The sequence below is a fragment of the Psychroflexus planctonicus genome, from assembly GCF_014640195.1.
GTDB classification, from domain to species: Bacteria; Bacteroidota; Bacteroidia; order Flavobacteriales; family Flavobacteriaceae; genus Psychroflexus; species Psychroflexus planctonicus.
Genome location: NZ_BMGM01000004.1, coordinates 61,187 through 75,440 on the forward strand (window position 1 = coordinate 61,187; position 14,254 = coordinate 75,440).

Annotated in this window: 14 protein-coding genes; 7 read left to right on the plus strand and 7 right to left on the minus strand. The window is 35.1% G+C overall.

The window, feature by feature from the left end:
* Positions 1–684 (minus strand): alpha/beta hydrolase family protein, encoded by a 684-nt coding sequence (locus IEV72_RS05200; protein ID WP_229731814.1) that lies wholly within the window; start codon positions 682–684, stop codon positions 1–3.
* Between the two features lie 135 nt (positions 685–819).
* On the opposite strand from IEV72_RS05200, the gene IEV72_RS05205 reads away from it, so the two are divergent.
* Positions 820–1,122, plus strand: coding sequence for a GNAT family N-acetyltransferase (locus IEV72_RS05205; protein ID WP_188458038.1), 303 nt, complete (start codon positions 820–822; stop codon positions 1,120–1,122).
* An 18-nt stretch (positions 1,123–1,140) separates the two neighbouring features.
* Here IEV72_RS05205 and mtaB read toward each other — a convergent pair whose 3' ends face one another.
* Positions 1,141–2,475: a tRNA (N(6)-L-threonylcarbamoyladenosine(37)-C(2))-methylthiotransferase MtaB gene (mtaB, locus tag IEV72_RS05210; RefSeq protein ID WP_188458039.1), complete on the minus strand. Its 1,335-nt coding sequence runs from the start codon at positions 2,473–2,475 to the stop codon at positions 1,141–1,143.
* Between the two features lie 117 nt (positions 2,476–2,592).
* Here mtaB and IEV72_RS05215 point away from each other — a divergent pair, with 117 nt between their 5' ends.
* Together IEV72_RS05215 and IEV72_RS05220 are read left to right on the plus strand one after the other, a co-directional pair.
* Positions 2,593–4,203 (plus strand): ABC transporter substrate-binding protein, encoded by a 1,611-nt coding sequence (locus IEV72_RS05215; RefSeq protein WP_188458217.1) that lies wholly within the window; start codon positions 2,593–2,595, stop codon positions 4,201–4,203.
* Complete coding sequence (locus IEV72_RS05220) at positions 4,193–4,705, plus strand: adenine phosphoribosyltransferase (RefSeq protein ID WP_188458040.1); 513 nt, start codon at positions 4,193–4,195, stop codon at positions 4,703–4,705. Before IEV72_RS05215 ends, IEV72_RS05220 begins: the two co-directional genes overlap by 11 nt.
* Positions 4,706–4,854: 149 nt before the next feature.
* Here IEV72_RS05220 and IEV72_RS05225 read toward each other — a convergent pair whose 3' ends face one another.
* From IEV72_RS05225 to IEV72_RS05245, 5 genes are all read right to left on the minus strand, one after another.
* Positions 4,855–6,111, minus strand: a complete 1,257-nt coding sequence (locus IEV72_RS05225; RefSeq protein WP_188458041.1) for a sulfate adenylyltransferase subunit 1 — start codon at positions 6,109–6,111, stop codon at positions 4,855–4,857.
* Positions 6,112–6,164: 53 nt separating this feature from the next.
* Complete coding sequence (gene cysD / locus IEV72_RS05230; protein ID WP_188458042.1) at positions 6,165–7,070, minus strand: sulfate adenylyltransferase subunit CysD; 906 nt, start codon at positions 7,068–7,070, stop codon at positions 6,165–6,167.
* Positions 7,071–7,075: 5 nt separating this feature from the next.
* A complete protein-coding gene (gene cysC, locus IEV72_RS05235; RefSeq protein ID WP_188458043.1) occupies positions 7,076–7,663 on the minus strand; it encodes an adenylyl-sulfate kinase in 588 nt (195 codons plus the stop codon).
* A 4-nt stretch (positions 7,664–7,667) separates the two neighbouring features.
* Complete coding sequence (gene cysQ / locus IEV72_RS05240) at positions 7,668–8,462, minus strand: 3'(2'),5'-bisphosphate nucleotidase CysQ (RefSeq protein WP_188458044.1); 795 nt, start codon at positions 8,460–8,462, stop codon at positions 7,668–7,670.
* 109 nt (positions 8,463–8,571) lie between these two features.
* Positions 8,572–9,291 carry a CDP-alcohol phosphatidyltransferase family protein gene (locus IEV72_RS05245; protein ID WP_188458045.1) on the minus strand — a complete coding sequence of 240 codons (720 nt, stop codon included), beginning with the start codon at positions 9,289–9,291 and terminating at the stop codon, positions 8,572–8,574.
* An 87-nt stretch (positions 9,292–9,378) separates the two neighbouring features.
* Here IEV72_RS05245 and IEV72_RS05250 point away from each other — a divergent pair, with 87 nt between their 5' ends.
* The 4 genes from IEV72_RS05250 to IEV72_RS05265 all read left to right on the plus strand — a co-directional run bounded on the left by IEV72_RS05250 (position 9,379) and on the right by IEV72_RS05265 (position 14,230).
* A complete protein-coding gene (locus IEV72_RS05250) occupies positions 9,379–10,452 on the plus strand; it encodes a putative type IX sorting system protein PorV2 (protein ID WP_188458046.1) in 1,074 nt (357 codons plus the stop codon).
* A gap of 528 nt (positions 10,453–10,980) precedes the next feature.
* Positions 10,981–12,309, plus strand: coding sequence for a signal recognition particle protein (ffh, locus tag IEV72_RS05255; protein WP_188458047.1), 1,329 nt, complete (start codon positions 10,981–10,983; stop codon positions 12,307–12,309).
* A 32-nt stretch (positions 12,310–12,341) separates the two neighbouring features.
* The gene (locus IEV72_RS05260; protein WP_188458048.1) at positions 12,342–13,232 is read left to right on the plus strand and encodes a bifunctional 5,10-methylenetetrahydrofolate dehydrogenase/5,10-methenyltetrahydrofolate cyclohydrolase; all 891 of its coding nucleotides are present in this window, start codon (positions 12,342–12,344) and stop codon (positions 13,230–13,232) included.
* Positions 13,233–13,426: 194 nt separating this feature from the next.
* On the plus strand, positions 13,427–14,230 hold the full coding sequence (locus IEV72_RS05265; RefSeq protein ID WP_188458049.1) for a sulfite exporter TauE/SafE family protein: 804 nt from the start codon (positions 13,427–13,429) through the stop codon (positions 14,228–14,230).
* Positions 14,231–14,254 lie beyond the last annotated feature (24 nt).

Genomic DNA, 14,254 nt, shown 5'->3' on the forward strand with positions numbered 1-14,254 from the left:
CTATTCTGCTAATTTTCCTACTGTTAATAAACTAGGTAAGTGTTTGTTGAACCAACGGTATTTGTTCAAAATCATGATGTGCGTACCATCTTTCAAAGGTATGAAATCTTTGATTAATTTTATGGGAAAAACCTGATCTGCTGTACCGTGAATATGAATTAAATTGGATATGATTTCAGTTTGATTCCAACATACCATATTTTCAATTGCCCATTCTAAATACACCTTCTCGTTAACGGATAAATATTGCCTATACAATTGAACTCGTTTTTTAATAAAATTACCAACCGGTAGTTTTTCAATATGGTGCATGTAATTTAATAAACCCAAAGGTAAAACTTTATATGCACCTGTTTTTTGTGCAAAACGCATGTGTGGTGGTAATTCTTCATTACATTTTACACTAGAAACTATAATTAATTTCTTAGGTTTTCTAAGTTTTGCCATTTCCTGTACCAAAACCCCACCAAACGAAACCCCTACCAAGGCAAAATTCTCCTGATTTACTTCATCTAGCATTCGTTTTGCATATGCAGACAAAGTTTCGTTAGGCAAAGGAATTTTCCATGAAAGCAAATGGGTTTCAAATTGATTTGCAGGCAATTCAATATACTCAAATATACTTGGATTCGCTGCCATTCCTGGCATTAAGTAAACATGTAAAATAGGCTCATCTTTTTTCATAATCAAAGAGTACAATATTAAACCAAGTTTAAGTTTTAAAGTCTTATTAATAAGATTTTAATAAATGTTTGCAAACGTAATAATTAAGACACTTACTTCGTTGTAAATTTGTATAAGATTATAATAAGACCGAAGATGATGGAAGAAACAATTAGTATTAAGAAAAATGATTTTTTGAGACAATTTGAAGCACTTGTGGATAATGAGCTTATAACTATAGAGTTTGCAGAACAAGATCGAAAAACTTTTTTAACCAAAATGGTAATTAGCGACCACTTAAAGGAAGATGGTTATGTGAATATTGTAGTGAAATCTGTTTTGGATATCTTAAAAGAAGAAGAAGTAAAAGTGGTTCCCACTTGTATTGAAGTAAAAAGCTTTATTAGAAGAAACAAAATGTTATACCAAAGCATGTTGCCTGTAGGCATTGCTTTGTAGTGATTCTTCCATTTAAAATTAAACCAATTCAGCTACTTCGCTAAGCAATTTGGCTTTTACCATACCCGTTTCATCAATTTCTTCTAATTGAACTTCATGAAGTTGATTGACTAAATTGGGATTCCAAGGATGTTTAATTTTTACATAGTTTTCTGTAAAACCATGAATGTAGCCTTCTTTGTTTTCACCTTCAAATAAAACGGTTTTGGTTTTACCTAATTGACTTTCATAAAAAGCTCTTCGTTTTTTAGCGGATAGTCCACGTAATAGTTTACTGCGCTTTTTTCTTTTTGCTTTAGAAACTACACCATCCATTTCTGCGGCTAAGGTATTGGGTCTTTCAGAATACGTAAAAACGTGCAGATAAGAAATATCCAACTCATTTAAAAACTGATAAGTTTCTAAAAAATGTTCGTCGGTTTCACCTGGAAAACCAACAATAACATCTACACCAATACAAGCATCGGGCATTTGTTGTTTGATTTGTTGTACACGGTCTACATACAACTCGCGTTGGTAGCGTCTTCGCATTTGTTTCAACATTGCGTTGCTGCCACTTTGTAATGGAATATGAAAATGCGGAACAAAACACTTGCTTTTAGAAACAAAATCGATGGTTTCGTTTTTCAATAAATTGGGTTCGATAGAAGAAATGCGCAAACGCTCTATTCCTTGAACTTCATCTAAAGCTTTTACCAATTCTAAAAAGGTATGTTCGTGTTTTTTATTGCCGAATTCACCTTTGCCATAATCGCCAATATTTACTCCAGTAAGCACAATTTCTTTAATGTCTTGTGCTGCTATTTCTGCTGCATTGTTCAACACGTTTTCTAAGGTATCTGATCTAGAAATACCACGTGCTAAAGGAATTGTACAATAGGTACATTTGTAATCGCATCCATCTTGCACCTTCAAAAATGCTCGAGTTCGGTCGCCAATTGAGTAGGAGCCAACGTAAAAATCGGCTTCGTTGATTTCGCAAGAATGTACTTCGCCTTGTTCGTTTTTACTGAGATCGTTGATGTATTGCGTAACTTTAAATTTTTCAGTTGCACCTAAAACCAAATCAACACCATCGACAGCTGCCAATTCTTCGGGTTGCAATTGTGCATAACATCCAATGCCAATTACAAAGGCATCATCATTTACTTTTTGAGCTTGTTTTACAATGCTTTTAAAGCGTTTATCAGCATTTTCGGTAACACTGCACGTATTGATTACGTAAATATCTGCTTCTTCATTAAATTCTACACGTTGGTAACCATCATCTTCAAAACTTCGGGCAATGCTAGAAGTTTCAGAAAAATTGAGTTTACAACCTAAGGTATAAAAAGCTACTTTTGGGTTTGGCATTCCAATATTTTTTTCAGCTATTTATTCAACAATTTAAAATGTAAATAGCTAACTGACATTAACTTTAATAGATTTGCAAAGATACTAACTTATATTTGCTTCTTAAAATTGAAAACCTTGCGAAAAGTCATCAACTTCAGTTTATTAATTTGTTTTGTTTTCAGCATTTGGAGTTGTACAAACTCCACCACAGAAATTCCGTCCCATACTGTTTTTCGATATAACGAACACGCCAACATTACTTCGTTAGATCCTGCTTTTGCAAAAGACCAGCGTAATATTTGGGCTTGTCATCAGCTTTATAATAAGTTGGTTTATTTAGATGAAAATTTGAATGTTAAACCTGATGCTGCAAAATCTTGGGAAATTAGCGAAGATGGTTTACAATATACATTTAAATTGAAACCAGATATTTATTTTCATCAGCATTCTATTTTTGGAGCCGATTCTACACGAAGCATTTTAGCTAAAGATGTTGTGTACAGCTTAAACAGATTAACCGACCCAGATGTAGCTTCACCTGGAAGCTGGGTAATGCAAAATGTGAAAGAAGTTAAAGTGATTGATTCATTAAGTCTGCAAATTGATTTGAAAAGGCCTTTTCCTGCTTTTTTAAGTTTGCTTTCCATGCAATATACTTCAATTGTTCCTGTGGAAATGCAAAAGCTTGACTTTAGAACTTCTCCAATTGGAAGCGGTCCGTTTTATATGAAGCGTTGGATTGAGAATGAAAAATTGGTGTTCAGGAAAAATCCTTTGTATTTTGAAACGGATGAAAAAGGAAATCAGTTGCCTTATTTAGAAGCAGTTGCTATTACCTTCTTACCTGATAAACAAAGTGAATTTATGCAATTTGCACAAGGAAACTTAGACTTTTTAAGTGGTCTAGATGCTTCCTATAAAGATGAATTACTTTCGCCTGATGGAAAATTAAATTCAACATATGAAGCACGTTTATACATGCAAAAATCACCTTATTTGAATACAGAATATTTGGGGATTTATCAAGAAGGCAACAATCAGGCTTTGCAATCTAAAAAGTTTAGACAAGCTTTAAATTATGGCATCAATAGAAAAGATATGATTGCTTATTTACGCAATAACATTGGTGTTCCTGGCGTAAACGGATTCATTCCAAAAGGCATGCCTGGTTTTTCAGATGAAGCAAAATATACGCATCAACCCAAATTAGCAAAGCAACTTATAGAAGAATTTAAGGCTGAAACGGGTATCCAAAATCCGAGCATTACGTTGGCAACCAATGCTTCCTATTTAGATTTGGTTGAATTTATTCAAAAAGAATTACAACAATTGGGCATTGATGTGCAAATAGATGTAATGCCGCCATCCACTTTATTGCAACAGCGTTCAGCAGGACAATTGCCCATATTTAGAAGTAGTTGGATAGCCGATTATCCCGATGCAGAAAATTACTTGAGTTTGTTTTATTCGCCTAATTTCTCACCCAAAGGACCTAATTATACCCATTTTTCAAATGCGCGATTTGATAGTTTGTATACTGAAGCGCTCAAAATTTCTGATGTAAATGAACGCATCAACATCTACCAACAAATGGATTCCATTTTAATGGAAGAAGCTCCCTTTATGGTGCTATATTACGATGAAGTAGTTCGATTTACACAGAATAATGTAAAAGGATTAGGTATAAATCCTTTAAATTTACTGGAATTAAAAAAAGTACAAAAAACACAACAAAATGAACTTTAAAAAATACATTAGAGATATTAATGATTTTCCAAAAAAAGGAATTGTGTACAAAGACATTTCTCCCTTGTTAGGAAACAGTGAAGCCATGAAAGCGGCTGCAGATGCTTTAGTTGAAAACATAAAAGACCAGAAGATAGATAAAGTTGTGGGAATTGAATCTCGCGGTTTTTTTATGGCCACTTTGTTGGCAGAACGCTTAGGTGCTGGATTTGTCCCTATTCGAAAACCAGGAAAACTTCCTTATAAAACCTTTACTGAAAGTTACGATTTAGAATACGGCACAGACCAATTGGAAATTCATCAAGATGCAATTTTACCTGGTGAAAGAGTGATTTTGCATGATGATGTGCTAGCAACTGGCGGTACTGCAGAAGCTGCCGTAAAATTGATCAAAAAGCTAGGCGGCGAACTCATCGAAAGCAACTTTTTAATAGAATTGGAGTTTTTAAAAGGAAGAGAAAAAATAAAAACTTCACCAGTTCAATCACTGATGAAGTTTTAGATATTGTTATTTTTTTACAATCAACTTTAACCTTTCTGCTCACTGTGTCTCAGTGGTGAAAAAACCACAAAGAAACAAGGTTCAAAAAGAAATCTGAAATCCTAAATCAGAAATCACAAATCTTCAATCACAAATCTCCAATCAAAAATCTATATAATCATTCCAGCGGCTACTGTTTCTTTGGTTTGATCATTGATTAAAATAATGCTTCCTGTAATTCTATTCGATTTATACGGATCAATCATCAAAGGTTTGGTAGTCCTAATTTTTGCTCGAAAAATATCGTTTCTATTTAAATTTTTGTCTTCTGTAATTCGATTATACGTATTTACATCAACTTTGTAAATTACTTCTTTAATCATAGCTTTTTGCTCATTACTGGTGTGCATAATGGTATATTTTGCACGATCTTGAGCAGGAGTATCATTCAACCAACACATCATTACATCAAATTCTTGACTTGCATCTGGTTGATTGTTTTTTCGCAAAATCATGTCACCCCGACTAATATCAATATCATCTTCTAACGTCATTGAAATCGACATTGGTGCAAAAGCTTCTTCCACTTGTTTGTCTCCTGCATTTATGCTTTGAATCTTTGAAGTGAATCCCGAAGGTAAAACCACCACTTCGTCACCAACTCGATACACTCCACTTGCAATTCTACCGGCATAACCGCGGTAATCTCTAAATTCATCTCGCTGAGGTCGCAAAACGGTTTGTACTGGAAAACGCGCATCAATTTTATTGATGTCGCTACTAATATGTAAAGTTTCTAATAAGTTAAGTAAAGGAGAACTTTGGTACCAATCCATATTTTCCGAACGGTTTACTACATTATCTCCGTTTAATGCACTAATCGGTACATAACGTACGTCTTTCATATACAATTTTGAAGAAAATTCTTCAAATTGAATGATGATGTCGTTATATACTTCTTCTTTATATTCCACTAAATCCATTTTATTGATACATACAATAACATGTGGAATTTGCAATAAAGAAGCGATGTACGCATGACGTTTGGTTTGTTCAATCACTCCGTTTCTGGCATCGATGAGCAGAATGGCTGCGTTTGCAGTTGATGCACCCGTAACCATATTTCGGGTATATTGAACGTGACCTGGCGTATCGGCAATAATAAACTTACGTTTAGGCGTGGTAAAGTAACGGTAAGCTACATCAATCGTGATGCCTTGTTCGCGTTCATCTTTTAAACCATCTGTAAATAAAGCCAAGTCTACACCTTCAATTCCTTTTTGTTTGCTGGTATTTTCAACGGCTGAAAGTTGATCTTCAAAAATAGATTTAGAGTCGTAAAGCAATCTTCCAATAAGTGTACTTTTTCCGTCGTCTACACTTCCTGCGGTGGTGAATCTTAGTAATTGATTTTTATCGATTTGCATAATGAAATTCTGGTTTTGTAATGTAATTTAAAAGTTTAGTGTGGTTGAAAAGATTAAAAATAACCTTCCTTTTTACGGTCTTCCATTGCGGTTTCAGAACGTTTATCGTCAGAGCGATTTCCACGTTCGGTTTGTCGCATGGTCGAAACTTCTTCCACAATTTTCTCCATGGTATCGGCATCCGATTCAATTCCACCCGTAATGGTAATGTCGCCTAAAGTTCTAAATCTAATTTTCTTTTTTACAATTTCTTCATTGGGTTCCAATTTTAAAAACGCAGAATTAGGAATCCATGTGTCATTTCGCCAAACTACTTCGCGCTCATGAGCTAGATACAACGAAGGAATTTCAATTTTTTCGCGAGTTAGGTAATTCCATACATCCATTTCCGTCCAGTTACTAATTGGGAAAGCTCGAAAATGTTCACCTTCAAAATGCTTTCCGTTGAGTAAGTTCCATAATTCTGGACGTTGATTTTTAGGATCCCATTGTCCAAAATCGTCACGATGCGAAAAGAAACGTTCTTTTGCTCTTGCTTTTTCTTCATCACGTCTTCCGCCACCAATGGCACAATCTACTTTGTGTTCTTCAATAGCATCTAAAAGCGTAGTGATTTGCAAAGCATTTCGGGTAGCGTTTTTTCCTTTTTCTTCGGCTACACGACCTGTGTCAATCGACTTTTGAACCGAACCTACAATTAAATTCACACCTAATTTTACAGCTAAATTATCTCTAAATTGAAGTGCTTCAGGAAAGTTATGCCCCGTATCCACATGCATTAATGAAAATGGAATTTTGGAAGGATAAAAAGCTTTTCTAGCCAAGTGGGTAACTAAAATGGAATCTTTTCCGCCTGAAAATAAAATAACAGGATTTTGAAATTGCGCCCAAACTTCTCGTAAGATGTAAATGGCTTCAGATTCTAATTCGTCTAAGTAATTTAAATAATACTGACTCATAATAATTATAATTTAGTAGCTAAAAAGTCCAAGACTTCTTGAACCGATTCGGTTATATTTTTATTTTGGGTTGTAATGTGCAATGCAGGATTTTTGGGTGCTTCATAAGGAGCAGAAATACCGGTGAAGTTTTTTATTTCTCCAGCTCTAGCTTTTTTGTACAAACCTTTTACATCCCGTTTTTCACATTCTTCTAATGGCGTATCGACAAAAACTTCATAAAAATCAAAAGCGCCAATAATTTCTTCAACTTGTTTTCGGTCTTCAATTAAAGGCGAAACAAAAGCTGCAATGCAAATGTTTCCAGCATCTACAAATAATTTGGCAACTTCAGCAATGCGGCGTAGGTTTTCTTTTCGGTCTGTTTTGGTGAAACCCAAACCATGGTTTAAACCCGTTCGAATATTGTCACCATCTAAAGAATAACATTTTTTTCCACTTTCAAATAAGGCTTTTTCTACCTGATTGGCAATGGTCGATTTTCCTGAACCGGAAAGACCGGTAAACCAAAGTACAAAAGATGGATGGCCATAATTGGCATTGCGGTCTTTGCGCTGCACATCGTAATCATGAAAAACAATATGTTCACTCATAGTTTTATTTTTGATTGCTTACCATAAAGTAGTTGTTCAACAAATTTTCTCTATTGTACAGCATTTCTTTACCTGTTTTTTGGTCGATTACCTGCAAACCAACAGCTTTACAAATGGCTTGTCCAGCTGCGGTGTCCCATTCCATTGTGGGTGCAAATCGGGGGTAAATATCAGCATCGCCATCAGCTACCAAACAAAATTTAAGCGAACTTCCTTTGGAAACCACTTCAATTTTTTTGTTGGTGGTTAAGCTATCGATGAAGTTGGTGGTATCTTCATTCATATGCGAGCGACTTCCAACAATACGTAAATTGTTCGCATGTTCTTTTGGTTGAATAGCTTCAGCATTTTTTTGAATAAAATCCATATCAAATACAGGTTTTACTAACTGTACTTTTTGCGCTAATTCAGTTGAAGCATCTGCGTAATACAACACCTTAGTAGCGGGAACATAAATTACACCCAAAGTGGTTTTTTGTTGGTGAACCAACGCGATGTTTACGGTGAATTCACCATTTTTTTTAATAAATTCCTTAGTGCCATCCAACGGATCTACAATCCAACAAGATGTCCAATTTTTTCGCTCTTGGTAATCGGTTTGTTTGTTTTCTTCGCTGATGATGGGGAATTCAGTTTTATCTAAATAACGCATAATAAAGCGATTGGCTTTTTGGTCAGCTTCGGTTAAAGGCGAATCATCCGCTTTAAATTCCACTTCAAAATCTTTTTGATAGATTTCCATTATGGCTTCTCCAGCTTCTATTGCCGCTTGTATGGCAATTTGTAAATGTGTATTCATTCAATTGAAATTAGTTGGGGGCAAATATAGATAATATTTTTAGTCTATCGGATTTATAGACTATTAATCAAGTAATTTAACAATTTGGTGATAATCAGTTGCTAATCTTTTAATTCTTCGCTTCTTTAGCGATGGAAAGAATAATGTAAAATAGTATGATTAGCGGAACACCTGCAAATTGGAAAAAGAACAATAATATCATGCTGCCAATAATCAACAGATATCTAAATAAGTTCTCTTTAAGTTGAAGATTTTTAAATTTTAAGGCAAACAGATGAAAATTAGAATTCAATAAATACGCACTTATAATGGAAATGGCTACAAGAAAAATAGGCGCTTCTGCTGCATTGGCTAGAAAGCTATCGGGTTGATGTATGGCAATTAGCGGAAAACTTAAAATGAGTAAGGTATTTGCTGGCGTAGGTAAACCAATAAATGAAGAAGTTTGGCGTTCGTCTATATTAAATTTAGCCAATCGATACGCAGAAGCTAAGGTCACTATAAAACCCATATAAGCTAAATAATGCGTTTCAGTTGAAATGAAGAATTCGCTCGTTCCATGTGTTAAAGCTTCATCTAACAACTTAAACAAAACAATACCAGGCACTAATCCACTGGTTACCATGTCGGCTAAGGAATCTAATTGCACGCCAATCGGGCTTTCTACTTTCAGCAATCGAGCTGCTAAGCCGTCAAAAAAATCGAAGAAGATGCCTAAGGCTACAAATAGTGCTGCTTGTTCAAATTGGCCTTCTACAGCCATGAAAGTGGCTACAATTCCAGAAAGTAAATTGAGTGCGGTTATAAGGTTGGGTATGTGTTTTTTCAAAATATATTTTGTTTCAAACAATAAGGGAATACAAATAAAGTTTATATAATTACAAATTAAATAAGATATTTGTCAAAAATTCAAATTTTGAAGAGAAACCTTCTCATTCTTTTTATTCTAGCCGCTTCTACATTAACCGCGCAAAGTGTAAGAAAATATTCTAACGAATTTTTAAACATTGGGGTAGATGCTGCTGCTTTTGGTATGGCCAATGCAGTTACAGCAACCACTAGCGATGTTAATTCTGTATATTGGAATCCTGCAGGTTTGGTACATATTAAGGACAACCAAATGGCAGCAATGCACGCTAATTATTTTGCCAATATTGCCACCTATAACTACATTGGTGGTGCAATGCCTTTAGATGAAAGAAGTGCAGTTGGGATTAGCATGATTCGTTTTGGGGTAGATGATATTTTGAATACTACCCAATTAATCGATAATCAAGGAAACATAGACTACAACCGAATCAGTTTATTTTCTACTGCAGATTATGCTTTTGCCTTAACTTATGCTCGAAAAACCAAAATTGAAGGATTGAGTTTTGGTGCTAACGCGAAGGTAATTCGTAGAGTAATTGGGCAATTTGCTGATGCTTGGGGTTTTGGTTTTGACGCAGGATTGCAATACGAAACCGGTTCTTGGAAATTTGGTGCCATGGCGAGAGATATCACTACCACGTATAATACGTGGAATATAGACGAAGACGAATTTGAAAGCATTCAAGGTGCTGTAGAAGGCGAAAACCAAGAATTACCAGAAACCACTGAAATAACCATTCCTAAACTGCAAATGGGAGCGGCACGAACTTTTAAAATCAAAGAAGATTTCGATTTGACTACAGCTCTGAATATGGAAGTTCGATTTGCGCAAACCAACGATATTATTTCAACAGAAAGCTTTAGTGCAACACCCGCTTTTGGTTTTGAAGTAGGCTACACCAATATGGTTTTCTTACGTGGTGGAGTGGGGAATTTTCAAGATGTGCAACAATTGGGTGGCGGAACACAAGTAGGTTTTCAGCCTAATTTTGGTGTCGGTTTTCGCTATAAAGGCATTCAAATAGATTATGCCTTCACCGATATCGGCGATCAAAGTGTAGCCTTGTATTCTAATATTTTCTCTTTGAAATTAGATTGGAGTGTTTTTCGATCTAAGTAATTTTAATCACGAACATTACTTCTCATACTTGATTTTTTGGTTTTAGATTATAAGTCTTAACTGAAATTTTATTTTTCTGTAGATCCGCACTTGTTTTATAACCAGGGTGCTACAGCATCGAGCTAGTTCATGCTGAGCGAAGTCGAGGTAGACTGATAATGTTGCTTCTCGATTTTAGTTTATGCTGACCAAAGTCGAAGGCTTCAAACTTTTTTATAAAAAAATCTTAATATCTTCTTATTTTTATAGGTGTCAAATTTAGTTAAAACTATACACTTTATTGCAGCTGTTTTAGCTTCTAAAAACTTATTAAATGCCACGAATACACTAATATATATGGTTTGTACTTAAAATTCATTAGTGCATTCGTGGCAATCCAGACGTTCAGTCTGCAATCAAACCAATGGAATTAAGTCCATAGTGATTGAGTAAATACAAAAACATCTCATTTTTACATTAAAATCACAAAAAGAAAAACTTCACATTTAGCACTCAAATGCTTACTTTTGTGGCAAATTTTGTAAGAATATGTTTGATAGTTTAAGCGATAAGTTAGATAAAGCCCTTCATGTATTAAAGGGACACGGCCAGATTACAGAAGTAAATGTTGCCGAAACACTTAAAGAAGTTAGACGTGCTTTGGTCGATGCCGATGTGAATTTTAAGATTGCCAAAGATTTCACCAATACGGTTAAGGAAAAAGCATTGGGTCAAGATGTGCTTAAAAGCTTAAAACCAAGTCAATTAATGGTTAAAATCGTTAAAGACGAATTAACCGATTTAATGGGGGGCGATGCTGAAGGTATCAATTTATCTGGACAACCGAGCATTATATTAATGTCTGGTTTACAGGGTAGTGGTAAAACCACATTTTCTGGTAAACTGGCCAACTTTCTAAAAAACAAAAAAACAAAAAAACCACTATTGGTAGCATGTGATGTGTATCGTCCAGCGGCAATTGACCAATTGCATGTGGTAGGTGACCAAATTGGTGTTGAAGTATATTCCAATAAGGAAGAAAAAAATCCAGTTAAAATTGCAGAAGCTGCAATTGCTCACGCCAAAGCCAATGGATTTAACGTTGTAATTATCGATACCGCGGGTCGCTTAGCTGTAGATGAACAAATGATGAATGAAATTTCAGACATTCATCAAGCTATTGAACCACAAGAAACTTTGTTCGTAGTAGATGCCATGACGGGCCAAGATGCGGTAAATACAGCCAAAGCTTTTAACGATAGACTTAATTTTGACGGTGTAATTCTTACTAAATTAGACGGTGATACGCGCGGTGGTGCAGCTATTTCAATTAAATCGGTTGTAAATAAACCCATTAAGTTTATTGGTACAGGCGAAAAAATGGAAGCCATTGATGTATTCTATCCCAACCGTATGGCCGATCGTATTTTAGGTATGGGTGACGTAGTTTCTCTGGTAGAACGTGCTCAAGAACAATACGACGAAGAAGAAGCAAGACGTATACAAAAGAAAATTGCCAAGAATAAATTCGGTTTTGATGACTTTTTGAAACAAATTCAGCAAGTCAAAAAAATGGGAAACATGAAGGATTTAATGGGCATGATTCCTGGCGCGGGTAAAATGATGAAGGATGTAGATATCGATGATGATGCCTTTAAGCATATTGAAGCCATTATTCATTCTATGACTCCATTGGAACGCGAAAACCCAAACATGATCAATTCTTCCAGAAAACGAAGAATTGGAAAAGGTTCTGGAACTTCTGTTCAAGAAGTAAATCAGTTGTTGAAGCAATTTACCCAAATGAGCAAAATGATGAAAATGATGCAAGGCGGTGGCGGAAAACAAATGATGAACATGATGAAGAACATGCGTTAGAGCAGAATAAATTCAACTTAAACACACAACACATGACAATTTTAGACGGTAAGAAACTCAGCAACACCATTAAAGATGAAATAAAAGCTGAAGTAGATAAAATGAAGCAAAAAGGGGAAAAAGTGCCCCATTTAGCTGCAGTTTTAGTCGGAAATGATGGAGCAAGTTTAACCTATGTTAACAGTAAAGTTCGTTCATGTGAACGTGTTGGATTTGAATCTACATTATTACGATTACCTTCAACAATTAGTGAAATTGAATTGCTGGACAAAATCGATGAATTAAACGCTAATGAAGACATCGACGGTTTTATTGTTCAATTGCCATTGCCCAAGCAAATCGATACGCAAAAAGTAATTATGCGTATTGACCCTGACAAAGATGTAGATGGTTTTCATCCTACCAATTTTGGGAAAATGGCTTTAGATATGACTACTTTTATTCCAGCTACACCTTTTGGAATTTTAGAATTATTAGAACGTTACGATGTACAAACCGAAGGAAAACATACCGTTGTAATTGGTCGTAGTCACATAGTAGGAAGACCGATGAGTATCCTGATGGGAAGAAAAGGCTTCCCAGGAAATTCAACAGTAACTTTAACGCATAGCCATACCAAAAACATCACACAAATTACCAGTCAGGCAGATATTATCATTACCGCATTAGGAGTTCCAAATTACCTTAAAGCAGAAATGGTAAAAGATGACGCCGTAATCATAGATGTAGGAATTACGCGTGTTCCTGATGAAGATAGCCCAAAAGGCTATATCATTACCGGCGATGTTGATTTTGAAAAAGTAAAAGAAAAAGCATCTTTCATTACACCAGTACCAGGTGGAGTGGGTCCAATGACCATTTCTATGCTATTGAAAAATACTTTGTTAGCAAGAGAGCTTCATCGTAAGCGTAAAAATTTGTAGGCACTTTAGTACGTACTCTTTAATACATTGAAATTCTTCAAAGTAGGTTGCTAATTTAATTGGTAATTCTATCTCAATTTATATTTCTTCTACAATTCGAAATATGAATTTTTATAAAACTTTAGCTATTGTAACTCAGGTTACTTTTAAAGAGTTAATTTGGACTTAGTTTCGCGTTGAATTAAATTCAACTTATGGAAATTATTGAAATACTAGGATATTTTGGCGCACTCATCATAGGAGTTGTTTTAGGTTTAATTGGTGGCGGCGGCTCAATTTTAACCGTTCCAGTTTTGGTGTATATGTTTGCTATCAATCCTGTTTTAGCAACGGCTTACTCTTTATTTATCGTGGGTTTATCGGCCTTATTTGGTGCAGTAAGAAACATGCAGAAAAAATTAGTAGACTTTAAAACAGCTATTGTTTTTTCTATTCCCGCATTTATAGCAGTATATTCTACACGAATGTATTTAGTACCAGCTATTCCAGATAGTTTATTTCAAATAGCAGACTTCGAAGTGACCAAAAACATAGCTATCATGGCATTTTTTGCACTCATTATGTTATTGGCTTCCGCGTCTATGATTCGTGATAAAAAGAAGCCTGAAGAAAAGCCAGATGAAAAAGTAACTTACAACTATCCGCTAATTATTGTAGAAGGTGCAGTAGTGGGTGTAATAACAGGTATAGTTGGAGCTGGTGGTGGTTTTCTAATTATTCCTGCCTTGGTTTTATTAGCTAAATTACCTATGAAGAAAGCAGTAGCAACTTCATTACTTATTATATCGGTAAAATCCTTAATCGGTTTTTTAGGCGATGTTCAAAATTATGAAATTGATTGGATGTTTTTGGGAGTTTTTACTTCCCTCGCTGCCGCTGGAATTTTTGTGGGAATATGGCTTAATAAATTCATAGACGGAAAAAAACTAAAAAAAGGTTTCGGTTGGTTTTTAGTGGTCATGGGTATTTTTATATTCTATAATTTACTTTCAGACTAGTGTAATTAAAGTTACAGAACTTTA

Coding starts and splice junctions, on each gene's coding strand:
- IEV72_RS05200 (WP_229731814.1), bottom strand. CDS start 684: ATGAAAAAAGATGAGCCTATTTTACATGTTTACTTAATGCCAGGAATG.
- IEV72_RS05205 (WP_188458038.1), top strand. CDS start 820: ATGATGGAAGAAACAATTAGTATTAAGAAAAATGATTTTTTGAGACAA.
- mtaB (WP_188458039.1), bottom strand. CDS start 2,475: ATGCCAAACCCAAAAGTAGCTTTTTATACCTTAGGTTGTAAACTCAAT.
- IEV72_RS05220 (WP_188458040.1), top strand. CDS start 4,193: ATGAACTTTAAAAAATACATTAGAGATATTAATGATTTTCCAAAAAAA.
- IEV72_RS05225 (WP_188458041.1), bottom strand. CDS start 6,111: ATGCAAATCGATAAAAATCAATTACTAAGATTCACCACCGCAGGAAGT.
- cysD (WP_188458042.1), bottom strand. CDS start 7,070: ATGAGTCAGTATTATTTAAATTACTTAGACGAATTAGAATCTGAAGCC.
- cysC (WP_188458043.1), bottom strand. CDS start 7,663: ATGAGTGAACATATTGTTTTTCATGATTACGATGTGCAGCGCAAAGAC.
- cysQ (WP_188458044.1), bottom strand. CDS start 8,462: ATGAATACACATTTACAAATTGCCATACAAGCGGCAATAGAAGCTGGA.
- ffh (WP_188458047.1), top strand. CDS start 10,981: ATGTTTGATAGTTTAAGCGATAAGTTAGATAAAGCCCTTCATGTATTA.
- IEV72_RS05260 (WP_188458048.1), top strand. CDS start 12,342: ATGACAATTTTAGACGGTAAGAAACTCAGCAACACCATTAAAGATGAA.
- IEV72_RS05265 (WP_188458049.1), top strand. CDS start 13,427: ATGGAAATTATTGAAATACTAGGATATTTTGGCGCACTCATCATAGGA.